The sequence below is a fragment of the Chryseobacterium pyrolae genome, from assembly GCF_025153485.1.
Classification (GTDB): Bacteria; Bacteroidota; Bacteroidia; order Flavobacteriales; family Weeksellaceae; genus Chryseobacterium; species Chryseobacterium antibioticum.
In genome coordinates this window covers 334,314-351,804 of record NZ_JANZQH010000004.1, presented here as the reverse complement: position 1 = coordinate 351,804, position 17,491 = coordinate 334,314, and the positions used below count along the sequence as shown (strand labels likewise).

The window sequence follows — 17,491 nt, the reverse complement described above, 5'->3', positions numbered from 1 at the left end:
TCTTTATTTTTTTGGTTCTTTATACGGAAACAATTTCACCAAACCTTCATACAAACTTCTGTGAAGAATCGTTGCATGATTGTCTCCTTCCATCATTTTATATTCTACCGTCCAGTTTTTTTTATTTGATTTTTTAAGCGTATCATATAGATCTTCTGCGTCTTTGACCATTACCGGATGTTCACCTTTTCCTACAGACACATAAACGAATTTTTTGGTATCCGGAATTGTAGACAATAACTTATTCGCCTGTTTCAAAAGACTTTCATCATCCCACCATAAACTTGGACTGATGATGAAATAATTATTAAACATTTCAGGTTTTTTCAACAAGATTTCTGTTGCCAGAAGTCCGCCAAGAGATTGACCGAACACATAGGTATCAGTAGTCTTAAACTGATTTTCGATATAAGGTTTTAATTCTTTTTCCAGGAAATTAATAAACTTATCAGAATGTCCCGTTGTAGGATAATCTTTCTGTAAATCTTTTAAATCAGTATGAAAAGTGAAATCTCTTTTTCTGTCTATATTGGCAATTCCAACCACAATGGTTTCAGGCATCGCATACATTTGATTAAAAAACTGTACTAATCCTGAAACGTGAATAAAGTCTTCATTCATTGAGCCATCCAGCAGATAGATAACCGGGTATGATTTTGTTTTATCAAAACCTTGTGGCAGATAAATATTTAAAGTTCTGTCTTCATTTAAGATCTTAGACTTGAGTGTTCTGACCTCTCCAATAGTTAACGGTTTTACTTTCTCACTCTGGGCTAAAACCATGAATTGAAAAGCAAACAGCATACTACAGGCAATGAGCATCTTTTTAATCATCTTCTTTTTCGTTTGTATCATACAACCTTATCCGTTTTGAATAAGGTTTAAAAATTTATTTTAAATCTGCCCAGATGCTGTAATCAACAGTTTTGGTAGGAATCTGCTCTACATATTCAGAGAACGGTTCACATGGCAGAATAGCATCTTTTCCTTCTCTTGCCAACTGTTGGTAAAGCTTGGTTCCTTCCGTTTTCCAATGGATCATTTCATCGGAAACATCGCGGATAATCTTTGCAGGGCTTCCTACGATCAGTTTTCTGGGTCCGCACGTAAAATTAGCAGGAACAAATGCCAGAGCCCCAATGATGCACTCATCTCCGATGACCGCTTTATCCATTACTACGGAATTCATTCCCACAAGACAGTTTTTACCGATATGTCCTGAATGGATGATCGCGCCATGTCCGATATGGGCCGATTCTTCAAGTATGGTTTCGATATTCGGGAACACATGAAGGGTACAGTTTTCCTGGACATTGGCTCCGTCTTTAATAATAATTTTTCCCCAGTCACCGCGGATCACGGCGTTGGGCCCGATATATACTTCTTCACCGATCTCCACATTCCCAATAATCACCGCCTGCGGATGAATATAAGCAGAGGGTTTGATGATGGGACGGATACCGTGGTATGAGTAGATGTTCATAAAATTTTTGTTAAAAACTTAATTTAACAATGTATCAATCTAACAGTTTACCAATTGAAATGTTTCGACAGATTCGGCATTGCGGGAATTGTTACATTGATACATTTTTATATTGTTACATTATTGAAAAAATTATACTTTTTCGATCACCATTGCATAGCCTTGTCCGACACCGATACAAAGGGTACACAATGCATATTTTTTATCCTGCTTCTGAAGTTCCATAGCGGCAGAACCTATGATTCTTGCTCCTGAAACTCCCAGTGGATGGCCAATGGCAATAGCTCCTCCGTTGGGATTCACTCTTGAATCATCATCGTGTAAACCTAAGCTTCTGGTCACGGCTAAAGCCTGTGCTGCAAATGCTTCGTTCAGTTCAATGATATCCATATCATCAAGGGAAAGGTTTAATCTTTTTAATAATTTTTGAGTAGCTTCTACAGGTCCGATTCCCATAATTCTGGGCTCTACTCCAGCTACGGCAGATCCTAAGATTTTAGCTTTTGGTTTTAAACCATATTTTTTCACGGCTTCTTCGCTTGCCAGGATAAGAGCTGCTGCTCCGTCATTCATTCCTGAAGCATTTCCGGCAGTTACGGTTCCCTCTTTTCTGAAAGCGGGGCGAAGTTTTCCTAAACCTTCCATGGAAGAGGTTGGTTTGATAAATTCATCCTGATCAAAAATTTTAGGCTCACCTTTTTTCTGAGGAATTTCAACTTTTACAATTTCTTCTGCCAGTCTTCCGCTTTCCTGAGCTTTTGTCGCTTTCTGCTGAGACCATAAAGCAAATTTATCCTGATCTTCTCTGCTGATATTGTGCATATCTGCCAAGTTTTCAGCGGTATCACCCATTCCGTCAACTCCGTACATTTCTTTCATCTTCGGATTAACAAAACGCCATCCGAAAGTGGTATCAAACATCTGGCTGTCTCTTCCGAAAGCAGCACCGGGTTTAGACATTACGTAAGGCGAACGAGTCATGTGCTCTACTCCACCTGCAATATAAATTTCACCTTCTCCTGCAGCAATGGAACGGAAAGCATTAGCTACCGCCGACATTCCCGAAGCACAAAGTCTGTTGACCGTTTCACCTCCGATTTTGTAAGGCAGTCCAGCCAATAGAAGAGCCATTCTTGCTACGTTACGGTTATCTTCCCCGGCCTGGTTGGCACATCCGAAAATAACGTCCTCAATTTCCTCCGCAGGAACTTCAGGATTTCTGGCCATAACTTCCTTGATAACCACGGCTGCGAGATCATCAGCTCTTACTTCTGATAATCCGCCCTGTAATTTTGAGATTGGGGTTCTGACGTAGTCTATAATGTATACGTTGTTCATTTTTTATTAGATTTTTAGATTTCAGACTTCAGACTTCAGACATTTTTTAATCTAATATCTGGCATCTGATGTCTTTATCTTTTTATAGTTCTGTTACTTTTTTTCCAATTTTATAGACGGTTCCAACGAATTTTGCGATCAGGTCATTATTTTGATTGGTGATCTTGATGTCGTAAACGGCTGTTTTTCTGGTATCATTGACCAGAATACTTTCTGCTCTGAAAACATCACCTTCTTTTCCAGCTTTGGTAAAATTGATGATACAGTTTAGGGCAACAGCTGCATCTCCGGTGTTGTTGGACGAAAATGCCAGTGCAGAATCTGCAAAAGCGAACGTCACACCTCCGTGAACCGTTTTAAGCCCATTAATCATCTCTTTCTTGATGGGCATTTCTATTAAGCAATAGTTTTCTTTAACTTCGATCATCTTGATATTCATCCACTGGGAAAAATAATCCTGATCGAACATATAATCTGCAACTTGTCTCGGCGTCATAATTTTTTAATTTACCAATGTAACAGTGTAAAAATGTACCAATTATTGTTACACTGTTAAATTTTTATATTGTTACATTTTACGAAGTAAAGGACTTTGTCTGTACCTTTCCTCCTGATATTCTTCATAAAGATTTTGAAGGGTTTCGGAAATTTTTGAATAACCGATTTCTTTTCCCCATGCCAATAATCCTTTTGGATAATTGACTCCTTTCTGCATAGCCAACTCAATATCTTCCTCGTTAGCAACGCCTAATCTTTTGGCTTCTACAGCTTCATTGATCAGCATTGAAATAATTCTTAAAAAAATTTGCTGATACAATGCATCGTCTTTCTGAGCAACAGGCTTTTCTGCACCTTCAGAGTAATCATAGAAACCTTTTCCGGTTTTTCTGCCGTGAAGTTTGGCTTCAGACATTCTTTGCTGAAGAAGAGACGGTTTGTATTTAGGGTCGTTGAAATAATCTTTGTAAACGGTAGTGGTTACGGCAAAATTAACATCAACCCCAATTAAATCCATTAATTCAAAAGGTCCCATTTTGAAGTTTCCTACCGTTTTCATAGCTTCATCAACCTGTTCCGGTGTTGCAAGGTTTTCTTCAACAATTCTTAATCCTTCCCCATAGTAAGGACGGGCAATTCTGTTAACAATAAATCCAGGAATATCTTTGGCAATCACAGGTGTTTTTCCCCAATCTTTCATAAGACTGTAGATTTTTTCCGCTAATGATTTTTCTGTTAATAAGGATGGAATAACCTCAACTAAAGGCATCAATGGAGCCGGATTGAAAAAGTGAATTCCGATGAAGCGCTCCGGCTTCTTTAATTCTGCACCGAGAGAGGTGATAGAAATGGATGAGGTATTGGAACCGATAATACAGTCTTCGGAAACATAGGTTTCCAGCTCGGTAAATACTTTGGTTTTTATGTCTTTGTTTTCGATGATAGCTTCGATCACGAGATCGGAATCTTTCAGATCCTGTAAAGCTTCACCTTTAACGATATTGTTTCTGATTTCTGTGGCTTTTTCCTGAGAAATTTTAGCTTTATCCACTAATTTCTGAAGTGTTTTCTCTAAGCCTGATAGTGCTTTATCAATCTGCGGAGTATTTGCATCGAATAAAACGACTTTGCAGCCCGCTGTTGCAGCCACCTGAGCAATTCCTACGCCCATGGTTCCTGCCCCAATAATTCCTATATTGTTCATGTTCTGTATTATGTAAAATGTACAATGTAAAAAGTATAATGTACAAGGTACGTTGCCATTATCATACTTTTTACATTGTACAAAATCTTTTATTTTCCTTTATAATCAGGTTTTCTTTTCTGTAAAAAGGCGTTTACCCCTTCGATGAAATCTTCTGTTTGTGCAGCCTCCTGCTGTAGATCGCCTTCCAGTTCAAGTTGTTCTTTCAACGTGTTATTGTACGATTGAGCAAAAGCTTTTTTAGTCAATTTAATAGCAGCTGTTGGCATATTGGACATTTTCCCAAGGATCTCCATAGATTTAGGAGCGAATTCTTCTTCTGTGAAAACTTCAGCCACTAAACCGTAAGATTTAGATTCTTCAGCGGATAATCTTTTTCCTGTAAATGCTAAATAATTGGCCAATTGTCTTCCTAATAATTTGGGAAGGAAATACGTTCCTCCCGTATCAGGAATCAATCCTATATTAGAGAATGCCTGAGCAAAATAAGATTTATCCACAGCTAAAACAAAGTCACAGATCAAAGCTAACATAGCACCGGCACCTACTGCAGGACCGTTTACCAATGCCACAACAGGTTTTTTACAACGTGTGATTTCTGTTACCAAAGGATTGTAGTAATCTACTACGATTTTTCTGATGATATCGTTATCATGGTGCTCGTTGCCCTGTACGAAAGCATCATCTAGGTTCTGACCAGAGCAGAAAGCTCTTCCTCTTCCTGAAATTGCCACACATCTTACTGTAGGGTCTTCACTACATTCTTTTATAAAATCTTTCAGATCTGATAAAGATGGCTTTGTAAGCGCGTTCATTGTTTCCGGCTGATTGAGGTAAGCAATTTTCAGTTTCCCGTCAAAATGCGTTTCGATATCGAGTTGTGTATACATGGTTTTAAATTTAAAAATTAAATGATTAAAGAATTAAAAAATTACACTGCTCTAATTTAACAATATAAAATAATGTGGCAATCTCTTTCATATAACAATCTAACAGATTAACGATGCAGCAAATAATTTAACAATGTAGCAGTTTACCAATTATTCTGGCATTGGTAAACTGTACATTGATTCATTGTTACATTAAATACCCAGTTCCACAACATTGATCACCGGAATTTCGGGATCGGGAACCTGGGATAGTATGTTTAAAATATTGTTTTGCATGTTTTTTATCTAGAAGAAAATATTATTTAGGTCATTAAATAAGTACGTTGTTATAAAAATTTTCGTGAAAAATTGTACCGACAGCTTGATCTAGAATCGCCTCAATTGATGCATTATAAATCAAATTATCTTTAACCAAAACTCTTTCGCTTCGTATATATAAACCTCGTTCAATATTTTCAATAGTATTAGCAGTAACGCTCACAACATTATCAAGTGAAGTACCTGTATTTATAATAATTCCGTATCCTTTATTATTACTTGATATAAAATTGTTATTAATGAGTACTCTTCCCATAAATTTAGAATCTACATCCAAACCATTTATCTGAACCCCTACAAACCCATTAAAATTGAGTTCTGGTCTTCCATTAAGATGATTATCGTTGATATAAATTTTTTCTATTTTTTTAGGTTTAAGTGGAGTATTATTAAATCCTGTTTTAAATCCTTCTACATTAATACCAATTCCTATAAGGTTAAAACCCTGATTATTATTGATTGACACTACACTTACGTCGCCATGAATTTTGATTCCATATCTTAAATTATACATTTTATTATTTGAAATCTCAATGTTTTCTGCTGCACAAAAAGGAGAAAGCCCTAGCACTGCAATACCATGACTTAATTCTGTTGCTGCATCCAGAATATTGTTATGAATACTTATATTCTTAAATTTCGTTTGATTATATTTTGCTTCTTCCCTTGAAGCAGCCATAATCATTCCGTCCTGATCAGCAATCAACTGATGGATAATGTTATTACATATAATTCCATTTTCTCTGGTTCCATCAAATCTAATAGCTCCCCATGTCAAGTTTTTAAATATATTATTAGAAACAATAAAATTATTCACATTATCATAAAAATCTATTGCATAGAGTCTGTGTACTCCAGTATGGTTTCTTCCACAATATTCAAAGAAGTTATTGTTTATGAGTACGGATCCTTTTTCTCCCAGCTCAAAAGCAAAAATAGCAACTACCCCATGATCCGGATTATGATTTTCTGCATTTTTGAACGCATTATTTTCCAAAATTACCTTTGCGAAAGGACATTGTGCAACAACTAAATGTTCCATCACATAGATTTGCTCTTGAACATTACTTTCGAAAAGATTATTATTAACATTTATATTTCCATAACAGGAGAAAATACGTACAGCTCGATTATATAAATCAAAAAAATGACAATTTATAATTTCTATATTACTTGATTTGGTAAAAAAGACACCTCCATTGTATTCTTTTTGAGCAGCATCATCTGCGGCACTATAAGTAATTAAATTACTCTTATTCTGATCGAATCTAAGTCCTTCTATGATAACGTTATCACAATTAGTAAAGCTAAAATAAAATCCTTCAAGGCGATCTTGCTCCTTTTTATCTGATTTTATTAATGTATGCTGCTTATCTCCCAAAAGTTTGAAACAGGATATACCCGTAAAACTTAATTGTTCATTAACAATGTATTCTTTTGCATCAAATCTTAAAATCGCCCCTAAATATGCCGCAGTATTAACAGCAGCTAAAATAATTTCCTCATCATTAGCATATCTTTCATTACATCTATACCATTCAATATTAATGGTATTTTCATGTAAAATAGCTTTATAATACAAGCCGTTTTCCTGAATAAGCACTACGCCATCTTCTGGTAAATTAGTTCCAGTGATCTTCTGATAATAAACCTCTTCTCCGGTATGAGGAAAAAATTTATTGAATCCATAATCTGCAGGATTACATGTTGATGGAAATTTCTGGCTGTTGCAATTTGTCATAATAAATGTGTTGTGTTGATTATTTTAAATAAGATCATTAAAAAATGATACTGAAGCAAAACTAAGCGCTGCTAACGACAAAACTTGTCGTATCATTTTGTTATTTACACAATGATGTCATTTATTTGGAAAATGACTTCTTACTATTTAATGACATTTAAAATAATCAAACGGCTCCAGACAATCTAAGCATTGATAAGAGGCTTTACACAAGGTAGATCCGAATCTGCTGATCTGTTTTGAATTCATAGAGCCACAACGCGGACATTTTTTCGGTTTCCCGATGTGATGTTCGTCTGCTCCTTTTTCAGGAGGTGTGATTCCGTAAATACGAAGTTTTTCTCTCGCTTCATCTGTTAACCAGTCTGTTGTCCATATGGGAAACATTTTGGTTACTACTTTGGCATCCCAGCCGTGTTCCTTCATCAATTTTATGATGTCTTCCTCAATGGTAAACATGGCAGGACAGGCAGAATAAGTTGGTGTAATCGTTACTTCACAAGTATTCTCGCCAGTCACTTTTGCCTCTCTTACAATACCTAATTCCACAACATTGATCACCGGAATTTCGGGATCGGGAACTAATTCTAATATTTCTAAGGGATTTTTCATTTTTAAAATGTAACAATTTATCAATCTAACAGTCCAGCAATTAATTGTTACATTGTTAAACTGCTAGATTGTTACATTTAGAATTACCACGTGCATCCCGGATATGCTCTCTGCATATACTGAAGTTCGCAAAGAATAAATCCGAAATATTCTGTATGATATCCTGTTCTTGATTTTGGCTGCATAAATGGATTTACCGGATATTCCAGTCCATATTCTGCAAAATCTTTTTCCGTGATGGCTACAAAGTCTTTGTACAGTTCGTCCACATTTGGAGCGATGTTTAATGCAATCAGATCATCCTCTCCTTCCACTTTGGCAAATAATCCTTTTGAATATTCCCAGATGTTATCAAGTGCTTTCACCAAACGTTCACGGCTTTCTTCTGTTCCCTGAGCGAAAATTTTCATCCAGGAAGAAGCGTGCGTATAGTGATACCTTACTTCTTTTAACGATTTCTGAGCCAAGGCAGAAAGTTCTTCGTCTGCTGAATTTGATAATGCTTCGTACATCAATTTCTGATATACGGAGAATACATATACTTTAAGAATTGTTTGTGCATAATCTTCATTGGGAAGTTCAACCCAATGTGCGTTTACATATTCGTGCTCGTATCTTAAGAAGGCTAAATCATCTTCACTTTTACCGTTATCCGCCACTTTTGATGCATACACATAAAAGTTATTGGCCTGACCAAGTTCATCCAGTGCGATGTTTGTTAATGCAATATCTTCCTCTAAATATGGACCTTCGCCACACCATGCAGACAACCTTTGTCCCATGATGAAGCTATCATCAGCAAACTTTAATAAATAATTATATAATGGGTTCATTGTTTTATTTTTTTTGTAAAACGTAAAATGTCGGTTGTACTTTGTACTTTTTACAGCCTACCTTTTACAGAAAATTACATATTTTTTACATCATTAGGAATATCGTAGAACGTCGGGTGACGGTATAATTTGTCATCTGCCGGATCAAAGAAAGCTTCTTTGTCTACTCCTTCTGAAGTCACAATATATTTACTTGGAACTACCCAAACAGAAGTTCCTTCTTTTCTTCTTGTGTAAACGTCTCTTGCATTCTGCAAAGCCATTTCTGCGGTTGGCGCCTGTACTATTCCTGCGTGTTTGTGAGATAATCCCGGTTTAGTCTGAATAAACACTTCCCACATATCTAAATTTGCCATAATTAAAATTAATTTAACAATGTATCAATCTAACAATTTACCAATGATGAGATTCTTCGTTTTGCTCAAAATGATAAATTGATTGTTACATTTTTATATTGGTATATTCTTACATTGAAATTTTTTCCTGTTTCTCTGCAAAAGCTATCGCTGCTTCTTTTACCCAAAGGTTTTCCTGCTGCGCTTTTACTTTGGTCTGTAATCTTTTCTTATTACAAGGTCCGTTTCCTTTTAAGATTTCCATGAATTCATCCCATGGAAGTTCTCCGAAATCGTAATGCTGTCTTTCCTCATTCCATTTAAGATCTTTATCCGGCATGGTTAATCCTAAAAATTCAGCCTGAGAAACGGTCACATCGATAAATCTCTGACGAAGACTGTCATTACTCTCTCTTTTTACTCTGTAATTCATAGAGATTTTAGAGTTGGGTGAGCTATCGTCATTCGGGCCAAACATCATTAAAGCAGGCCACCAGAAACGATTTAACGAAGCCTGAGCCATTTCTTTCTGTTGTTTTGTTCCACGGCAAAGCGCCATCAGAATTTCGTAGCCCTGTCTTTGGTGGAAAGATTCTTCTTTACAGATTTTCACCATCGCTCTTGAATAAGGACCGTAAGAATTCCCCATCAACATGACCTGATTCATAATCGCTGCACCATCAACCAACCAACCGATGGCACCAATATCTGCCCAACTCAATGTCGGATAGTTGAAAATACTTGAGTATTTCGCTTTTCCTTCCAACATATCATCATAGGTCGCGTCTCTGTCCGCTCTGATGGTTCCGTTTCCTAAAGTTTCGGTTGCAGAATACAGATATAAACCGTGACCTGCTTCATCCTGAACTTTAGCTAAAAGAGCCATTTTTCTTCTCAATGAGGGTGCTCTGGAAATCCAATTGGCTTCCGGCAACATTCCGACAATTTCAGAATGGGCGTGCTGTGAAATCTGGCGAACCAACAGTTTTCTGTAATCATCGGGCATTACATCCTTTGGTTCTACTTTATTTTCGTCGTGTACGTACTGTACAAATTTTTCTAAATCCATTTCTCTTGTTTTTTTGTATTAAAGTAAAATGTCGGGTGTACAATGTATTTTGATATACTTTTTACATTGTACATTTTACATTTTACAAAAAAATTAAACATCATAATTAAGCATCACCACATTCGTAGTCGGGTGACATTGACATGTCAGAACATAACCTCTGGCTACTTCGTCCTCGGTAAGCGCGAAATTTTTCTCCATGAAAACTTCTCCTTCCAAAACCTGCGCTTTACACGTACAACAAACTCCTCCTTTGCAAGCAAAAGGTACCGGAAGATTGTCTTTCAATGCTTTATCTAAGATACTCTCTTTTTTAGAATTAAGGTGGAACGAATATTCATCATCGTCAATAATGACCGTTACCATACTTTCCAAATTGGCAATGGCCTTAAATTCATCACTCATCTCCTCAGAATTTTCTTCGTCAGGAGCTGTAAAATATTCAAATAGAACCTGAATAGCAGGTACTTTTTTATCTTTCTTTAAATAATCAGAAATACCTTTAATCATTTCTGCAGGTCCGCAGATGAAATAAGTGGATTCTTTTACATCAATATCTGTATATCTTTCAAATAACTGCTCCAGTTTCTCAGCAGAAATTCTTCCTTCAAATACAGGATCTTCATGTTTTTCACGGCTCACTAAATAAATCACTTTCAATCTCCCTTTGAAATGCTCTACCAACTTATCAATCTCAGTTCTTTTCATCACATGATTCATGCTTCTGTTGCTGTAGAAAAGATAAGCGCAGCTGTTTGGCTCCTGATAAAGACTTTCCTTAATGTTTGATAAAACAGGGCTGATCCCACTTCCTGCCGCTAAACCTACGTAGGTTTTCACATTGGTAGGATGATAAGACGTATTGAATCCCCCCATTGGAGGCATTACTTCCAGCACCTCATCCATATGAAGATGCTCATTGAAGTATCCGGAAACTTTACCACCTTCTAAAAGCTTTACCAGTACTTCCAGTGTATTGCTTTTTTCGCTTGGAGCGTTGCAGATAGAATAAGAACGTCTTTCTTCATTCCCGTTGATCATCATACGGAAATTAAGATACTGCCCCTGCTTGAACCTGAATTTATCCTTCAGTTCCTCAGGAACTTCTACTGCTACGTTCACCGCATCAGGAGTGTCTTTCTGAACTCTTACCGTTTTAAGTTTATAAAATGAATTCATTATTTTTTAAGTATTCTATTAATTTTTCCGCCTTCGCACTTCGGCAGGCTGTCCTGGGCATGAATTTTCACTTTCGTGGTAATTCCTACCCTCTTTTTTATTTCGTTTTCTATGTTTTTTCCAAAGTTGCCGACAAAATTAAAATAATCATCGGTATCTGTATCTATTTTTTGATCTTTCACCAATTCGTCATCAATTTCTACATCAATATCCAGCGCTACACACATCTGCTCTTTTTCAATGGGAGTCAGGTAATAGTTGGGAACCACTCCTTTTACATGAGAAAATGCTTCTTCGATCTGGCTTGGATACACGTTCACTCCTCTTACGATCAGCATATCATCTGCTCTTCCTTTGATCGGTCTCATCTTCACCATGCTTCGTTTGGCGTTGTCATCATAATAGAGACTTGTGATATCATTGGTCCAGTAACGTAAAAGCGGCATTGCTTTTTTCGTTAAAGTGGTAATCACCAAAACACCTTCTTCCCCGAAAAGAACCGGCTTTTTAGTAATCGGATCCAATATTTCGGGATAAAAATGATCTTCCCAGATATAAGATCCCCCTTTTTCTTCAAAATCCTCCATGGAAACTCCCGGGCCAATAATCTCGCTTAATCCGTAGATATTCGTTGCATGGAGACCCAGTCTTTCTTCAATGTGACTTCTGATAATTTCCGTCCATGGTTCTGAACCTAAAACGGCATATTTCAAACTGATTTCTTCAGCAGTAACACCTCTTTTGGCAAATTCATCGGCGATCGTCAATGCATAAGATGGAGAACAGCAGATCACTTCAGGCTTAAAATCAATAATCAGGTCTACCTGTCTGGCGGTCATTCCTCCTGAAATAGGAAGAACGCTCATCCCTAATTTTTCTGCTCCATAATGAAGTCCCAATCCGCCTGTAAATATCCCATATCCATAGGCATTGTGTAACTGCATTCCCGGTCTTGCTCCCGCTGCATATAATGATCTGGCCACTACTTCACTGAAAAGATCAACATCTTCTTTCGTGTAGCCCACCACGGTAGGCTTTCCCGTTGTTCCGCTTGAACAATGGATTCTCTGCAGTTCATCCTTCGGAACGGTAAACAATCCGAACGGATAATTATCCCTTAAATCCTGTTTGTAAGTAATCGGAAGTTTCGTGATATCTTCAATCGACCTAATATCCTGTGGAGATATTCCTGATTCATTAAATTTTCCTCTATAAAAATCTGATCTCTCTTCAAGATAGCCGACCAAATCTGTCAACCGGTCGGACTGAAGTAGCCTCAACTGGTCAAGCTTTACATATTCAACTGAAAAATCCATATCCTTACTAACTAACATTTGTTAGGTGTAAATTTAAAAAGAATTTCAATCCTGACCAAATATTTATGACTTTTGTCACATTTTGAATGATTCTAAATAACTAAATAGGGATACGATGAGTTATTTTACCTGTAAAAAGTACCAAATATTAGGGTTACATGAGAAGGTTTCTTTATTTGAAACATTAAGGTTTTTTAAAGAGTTAAGAGTAATTAAGGAAATATCAAAGATATTTTTCTGCCGAAAGATTATTTTTTCATGATTAAAATCGTAATGCTAAAATGTTTATCTCGCAGATTAAATAGATTGAGCAGATTCTTCCATGATGGTGTAGAAAATCAAAGATTTTGAAGAAACTTATGTGAACTTCTAAGCATTAAGATCTTTAACTTAACATGTAAACTTTGTGTACAAGAACTTTTGTTCCTTTTGTGGTAAAAAATTATTGCTTTTGATTTCCTAGTAGGCCATACAGAAGCTTAGCCCTTATTTCATCAGTAATTTCGGTGGTAGATTCCGTATTTCTTTTGAACCAGAAATAGGAATTATTAAGGGTATGAAGGATGAATCTTGTGGTAAAAGTTGGTGATTGCAATTCCCAGTTTTCTGCTTTGTAGATCTCGGAGATGAGTTGTTCTACTTCATTCTGATAATTTTTCCTCAGTTCTATGAATTCGGGAAGTCTTTCTTCAAGATGTCTCCATTCATTAGAATAGATGTGGGTAACGTCCCGGTTTTGAAGAACGACGGATAAATGTTTATCGAGGAATAAATTCAGTTTATCCCTTGGGGCAATGTCGGTGTTTTTTACTTCCTGAAGTTCATCAAAAAATTCCCGGGCAATTCCAAAGCAGATCCATTCCAGGATTTCTTCCTTAGAGCGGATATGAGCATACAGCGACGCAGCTTTGATATTAAGCTTTGTGGCCAGATCTCTTACTGAGCTGCCCATATAGCCTTTCTCCTTGAAAAGCTCTACTGCTACGTCTAAAATTTTCCTTTGTTTTTCTTTAAGCTCCATCTGGTAAAATGCAAAAGTAATTATTCTGAGGTTAATACGTCTATTTAACACTATGATTTTAAACACAGAAGCGAGAGTTTTGTTTAACCACCCTGTCAAATCTTCGATTTGCCACCCCTCCACTGGAGGAGAATTTCCCGTTAAGTTGACGTAAAGAAGCGATGAAAGACCTCAATCTTCCCTTCTTTCGATTCTGTATTTTTTCTTACACTGACGGTTTTTCCATTATTTCAAAGCAAATATCAAACAATCGGAAATTTTGTCAAGTTAATTTACCGTTAAAAATAGATATTTCGGAAATTTTGTCTTCTTTTTTTGTAAATTTAATAATTGAACAATTTTTGCGGTAAGGTAATCGATTAAATGATTAAATAATGATGGCATTAAGAAACTGGGCCTTACAATTTAGTTTCTTGATGTCTTTTTAAAAACTGAACCAAAAACAAATTATTACAAAAAACATAAAAAATATGAACTTAAACCAATATACTGTAAAATCACAAGAAGCCATTCAGGCAGCTCAGCAGACTGCTATGGAATTTGGTAATCAGAGTATCGAACCACAACATATACTTGAAGGTATTTTTCAGGTAGATGAAAATATTTCGCCTTTCTTATTAAAAAAATCTGAAGCAGATGCCAATTTGGTAAGAGAGCGCAACCGTGAAAATATTGAAAAACTCCCAAAAGTTGAAGGAGGCAATATTTACTTATCACAATCAGCTAACAAAGTTTTACTGGACGCACCCAACGTCGCCAAAAAAATGGGAGATGAATATGTAACAATCGAGCATTTATGGCTGTCGTTACTGGAAACCAGTTCTGAGGCATCTAAAATGCTTAAAGATATGGGGGTCACCAAAAGTCTTTTGGAAGGGGCTATTAAAGAATTAAGAAAAGGAAGCAAGGCTACTTCTGCCAGTTCGGAAGAGACCTATCAATCCTTAAATAAATATGCTAAAAACTTCAATGAATTAGCAGCGGAAGGAAAACTGGACCCGGTAATCGGGCGAGATGAGGAGATCAGAAGAGTGCTTCAGATCCTTTCCAGAAGAACTAAAAACAATCCGATCCTTATCGGGGAGCCCGGTGTTGGTAAAACAGCAATCGCTGAGGGAATTGCCCACCGTATTATTTCGGGAGACATTCCTGAAAACCTGATGGACAAAACTTTGTACTCATTGGATATGGGTGCTTTAATTGCCGGGGCAAAATATAAAGGTGAGTTTGAGGAGCGCCTGAAATCTGTTGTGAATGAAGTGATCAAATCAGAAGGACAGATCATCCTATTCATCGATGAGATCCATACTCTGGTAGGAGCCGGAGGCGGTGAAGGAGCAATGGATGCAGCGAATATTCTTAAACCTGCTTTAGCAAGAGGTGAATTAAGAGCGATTGGTGCTACTACTTTGAATGAATACCAAAAGTATTTTGAAAAAGACAAAGCATTGGAAAGACGTTTCCAGAAGGTAATGGTGGAAGAACCGGATACGGAGTCTGCGATTTCAATTCTTCGTGGTATTAAGGATAAATATGAAGCTCACCACAAAGTAAGAATCAAAGATGAGGCGATCATTGCTGCGGTAGAAATGTCTCAACGATATATTTCAGATCGATTTTTACCGGATAAAGCGATTGACCTTATCGATGAAGCTTCGGCTAAGCTGAGAATGGAGATCAATTCAAAACCTGAGGAACTTGATGTTCTGGACAGAAGACTGATGCAGCTGGAAATTGAATTGGCTGCTATTTCGAGAGAAGGCAACCAGACTAAGATTGATCACTTGAAAGAAGATATTTCAAAAATTTCTGAGGAAAGAAATGAGATCAATGCTAAATGGTTAAAAGAAAAACAAAAATCTGAGGATTTAACGCAGATTAAAAAAGATATTGAATCTTTGAAACTGGAAGCAGAAAAAGCTTCAAGAGCAGGAGATTATGCGAAAGTAGCAGAAATTCAGTACGGGAAAATAAAGGAGAAAGAAGATGCTTTGCAAAAACTGGAACTGGAGATGCAAAATCATCAGAATGAATTGATTAAGGAGGAAGTTACTTCTGAAAATATTTCTGAAGTGATTGCCAAATGGACGGGAATTCCTGTTACGAAGCTTATTCAGTCTGAAAGAGAAAAGTTACTGAATCTTGAGGGAGAACTTCACCATCGTGTCGTAGGACAGGATGAAGCAATCGGAGCCGTGGCAGATGCTATCAGAAGAAACAGGGCCGGATTAAGTGATGATAAAAAACCCATCGGATCTTTCTTATTCCTGGGAACCACCGGTGTCGGTAAAACTGAGCTGGCAAAAGCTCTAGCAGAATACTTATTCGATGATGAGAATAATATGACGAGGATCGATATGAGTGAGTATCAGGAAAGACACAGCGTTTCAAGATTGGTAGGAGCTCCTCCGGGATATGTAGGATATGATGAAGGCGGGCAACTTACGGAAGCGGTACGAAGAAGACCGTATTCTGTAATTCTTCTTGACGAAATTGAAAAAGCACATCCTGATGTTTTCAACACTTTGCTACAAGTTTTGGATGACGGACGTCTGACAGATAATAAGGGACGTGTGGTGAATTTTAAAAATTCGATCATCATTATGACTTCCAATTTAGGTTCACACCTTATTCAGGAGAATTTTGAAAATATTACAGAGGAAAATCAAGACGAAATCGTCAGCAAAACCAAGGATGAGGTTTTTGATCTTCTGAAACAGACCTTGCGTCCTGAATTCCTGAACAGAATTGATGAGGTAGTGCTGTTCCAACCTCTAAACAAAAAAGAGATCGGAAAAATTGTTCAGTATCAGTTGAGAGGGTATAATGATATGCTAGGCAAACGTAATATCATTATGACCGCTACTCAGGATGCTGTAGATTATCTGATGAATAAAGGATATGACCCTTCTTTCGGAGCAAGACCTCTGAAAAGAGTAATCCAGCAGGAAGTTTTAAATAAATTATCAAGAGAGATTCTTGCGGGAACCGTTAATGACGGAGACAGAATCACTTTGGATTATTTCGAAGAAACCGGTTTGGTTTTCAGACCAACCGATCAATAAGTAGTTTTTTTCATATATATTATTTTTGTAAGTAAGTGATGCAGCCCAATCTGCATCACTTATTTTTTTTACATCAAATTTTATCTATATACAGTGATATATTTGTATATTTAGAGAACCAAACAAATTAATAACTAAATAAAATCAGTATGAAAAAGCTAAAAAGAAGCTCATTAAAAACCATTTTAGGAGGGAAAATTGACTGCCGCTGCAATATATTAACTTACCCTGATGGCTCCACCAGCGGAACTTGTGCCACAGAATATTGTTCAGAGATAAACATCAATTGCGGACAGCTTGAATGTCGCCCTTAACCCTATTCACTAAACCATAAAATCATAGCATGAAAAAGTTAAAAAGAAATGATTTAAAGAAAATCAACGGTGGAATTAATCCACTTTCAGAAATTGACTGCTCTGTTGATATGTCCTGCCCTACCGGGCTTTGCTGCTCAACAGGATATATCTGCAGGGATTGGAAAAGGTATCCTTGCATCTAACCTATCAACCGGAGAAAAGTTTTCTCCGGTTTTTTTTTGCTTTTACCCTCATGAAGTTCATAGGATTGCTTCCGATATTTAGTCTTTAAA

General features: G+C 36.8%; 16 protein-coding genes. 2 read left to right on the top strand and 14 right to left on the bottom strand.

Going from position 1 to position 17,491, the window contains the following annotated elements; genetic code table 11:
- Nucleotides 1-3 precede the first annotated feature (3 nt).
- The 14 genes from NZD88_RS11310 to NZD88_RS11245 all read right to left on the bottom strand — a co-directional run bounded on the left by NZD88_RS11310 (nt 4) and on the right by NZD88_RS11245 (nt 13,837).
- The gene (locus NZD88_RS11310; RefSeq protein ID WP_259829233.1) at nt 4-855 is read right to left on the bottom strand and encodes an alpha/beta hydrolase; all 852 of its coding nucleotides are present in this window, start codon (nt 853-855) and stop codon (nt 4-6) included.
- 34 nt (nt 856-889) lie between these two features.
- Complete coding sequence (locus NZD88_RS11305) at nt 890-1,483, bottom strand: acyltransferase (protein WP_259829232.1); 594 nt, start codon at nt 1,481-1,483, stop codon at nt 890-892.
- Between the two features lie 132 nt (nt 1,484-1,615).
- Entirely contained in the window at nt 1,616-2,821 is a 1,206-nt protein-coding gene (gene pcaF, locus NZD88_RS11300; protein ID WP_259829231.1) for a 3-oxoadipyl-CoA thiolase, read from the bottom strand.
- Nucleotides 2,822-2,903: 82 nt separating this feature from the next.
- Nucleotides 2,904-3,317: a PaaI family thioesterase gene (locus NZD88_RS11295; RefSeq protein WP_169234805.1), complete on the bottom strand. Its 414-nt coding sequence runs from the start codon at nt 3,315-3,317 to the stop codon at nt 2,904-2,906.
- Nucleotides 3,318-3,389: 72 nt separating this feature from the next.
- Nucleotides 3,390-4,523 (bottom strand): 3-hydroxyacyl-CoA dehydrogenase NAD-binding domain-containing protein, encoded by a 1,134-nt coding sequence (locus NZD88_RS11290; RefSeq protein WP_259829230.1) that lies wholly within the window; start codon nt 4,521-4,523, stop codon nt 3,390-3,392.
- 89 nt (nt 4,524-4,612) lie between these two features.
- Nucleotides 4,613-5,413 (bottom strand): enoyl-CoA hydratase/isomerase family protein, encoded by an 801-nt coding sequence (locus NZD88_RS11285; RefSeq protein WP_169234807.1) that lies wholly within the window; start codon nt 5,411-5,413, stop codon nt 4,613-4,615.
- Nucleotides 5,414-5,723: 310 nt separating this feature from the next.
- Complete coding sequence (locus NZD88_RS11280) at nt 5,724-7,472, bottom strand: hypothetical protein (protein ID WP_259829229.1); 1,749 nt, start codon at nt 7,470-7,472, stop codon at nt 5,724-5,726.
- A gap of 147 nt (nt 7,473-7,619) precedes the next feature.
- Nucleotides 7,620-8,084: a 1,2-phenylacetyl-CoA epoxidase subunit PaaD gene (gene paaD / locus NZD88_RS11275; RefSeq protein WP_259829228.1), complete on the bottom strand. Its 465-nt coding sequence runs from the start codon at nt 8,082-8,084 to the stop codon at nt 7,620-7,622.
- Between the two features lie 83 nt (nt 8,085-8,167).
- Nucleotides 8,168-8,917, bottom strand: a complete 750-nt coding sequence (paaC, locus tag NZD88_RS11270) for a 1,2-phenylacetyl-CoA epoxidase subunit PaaC (protein ID WP_259829227.1) — start codon at nt 8,915-8,917, stop codon at nt 8,168-8,170.
- Between the two features lie 74 nt (nt 8,918-8,991).
- Nucleotides 8,992-9,273: a 1,2-phenylacetyl-CoA epoxidase subunit PaaB gene (gene paaB / locus NZD88_RS11265; RefSeq protein WP_034725794.1), complete on the bottom strand. Its 282-nt coding sequence runs from the start codon at nt 9,271-9,273 to the stop codon at nt 8,992-8,994.
- Nucleotides 9,274-9,382: 109 nt separating this feature from the next.
- Complete coding sequence (paaA, locus tag NZD88_RS11260) at nt 9,383-10,321, bottom strand: 1,2-phenylacetyl-CoA epoxidase subunit PaaA (RefSeq protein ID WP_169234811.1); 939 nt, start codon at nt 10,319-10,321, stop codon at nt 9,383-9,385.
- Between the two features lie 93 nt (nt 10,322-10,414).
- Nucleotides 10,415-11,500 carry a 2Fe-2S iron-sulfur cluster-binding protein gene (locus NZD88_RS11255; RefSeq protein WP_259829226.1) on the bottom strand — a complete coding sequence of 362 codons (1,086 nt, stop codon included), beginning with the start codon at nt 11,498-11,500 and terminating at the stop codon, nt 10,415-10,417.
- On the bottom strand, nt 11,500-12,816 hold the full coding sequence (locus tag NZD88_RS11250; RefSeq protein ID WP_259829281.1) for a phenylacetate--CoA ligase family protein: 1,317 nt from the start codon (nt 12,814-12,816) through the stop codon (nt 11,500-11,502). The genes NZD88_RS11255 and NZD88_RS11250 overlap by 1 nt, the downstream gene beginning before the upstream one ends.
- A gap of 442 nt (nt 12,817-13,258) precedes the next feature.
- Nucleotides 13,259-13,837 carry a TetR/AcrR family transcriptional regulator gene (locus NZD88_RS11245; protein WP_259829225.1) on the bottom strand — a complete coding sequence of 193 codons (579 nt, stop codon included), beginning with the start codon at nt 13,835-13,837 and terminating at the stop codon, nt 13,259-13,261.
- A 470-nt stretch (nt 13,838-14,307) separates the two neighbouring features.
- Between NZD88_RS11245 and clpB the strand changes: the two genes are divergently transcribed.
- Together clpB and NZD88_RS11235 are read left to right on the top strand one after the other, a co-directional pair.
- Entirely contained in the window at nt 14,308-16,902 is a 2,595-nt protein-coding gene (gene clpB, locus NZD88_RS11240; protein WP_259829224.1) for an ATP-dependent chaperone ClpB, read from the top strand.
- 343 nt (nt 16,903-17,245) lie between these two features.
- The gene (locus NZD88_RS11235; RefSeq protein ID WP_259829223.1) at nt 17,246-17,401 is read left to right on the top strand and encodes a hypothetical protein; all 156 of its coding nucleotides are present in this window, start codon (nt 17,246-17,248) and stop codon (nt 17,399-17,401) included.
- The last annotated feature ends 90 nt before the right edge of the window (nt 17,402-17,491 follow it).